We start from the raw sequence: 337 nt of genomic DNA, 5'->3' as shown, positions 1-337 counted from the left end.
AAAGGAAGAGGGAAAGAGAAGGAGAGGGAAAAAGGGGGAAGGGGGAGGGGAGGAAAAGGGGAGAAGGAGAGAGGAAAGGGGGGGAGGAGGGAGAGGAAAGAAAAGAAAAAGAAGGAGAAAAAGAGAAGAAAGAAAAAGGGAAAGAAAAGAAAGAAAAGAAAGAAAGGAGGGAGGGAAAAAAGAGAGGGAGGGAAAAGAGGGGAGAGGGAAAGGGAGGAAAGAAAAGAAGGAGGGAGGAAGAAGGAAGAAGGAGAAAGAAGAGGGGGGGAAAGAAGGAGGAAGGAGGAAAGAAGGAGGAAGGGGCGGGATGAGAAAACCAAAAGCTCAAAACATAGCA

1 protein-coding gene is annotated in these 337 nt (G+C 47.8%); it reads left to right on the top strand.

All coding sequences use genetic code 11. The annotated features are described in order from the left end of the window. Positions 1–311, top strand: a 311-nt coding sequence (locus AB1471_RS18880) for a hypothetical protein (protein ID WP_367780955.1), incomplete at its 5' end; no start/stop codon positions are given. Between the last annotated feature and the right edge of the window lie 26 nt (positions 312–337).

Source organism: Jeotgalibacillus marinus (assembly GCF_040801915.1).
In the GTDB taxonomy this organism is placed as follows: domain Bacteria; phylum Bacillota; class Bacilli; order Bacillales; family Jeotgalibacillaceae; genus Jeotgalibacillus; species Jeotgalibacillus marinus.
The sequence above is the reverse complement of the archived record's forward strand: the minus strand, read 5'-3'. Positions and strand labels throughout refer to the sequence as shown.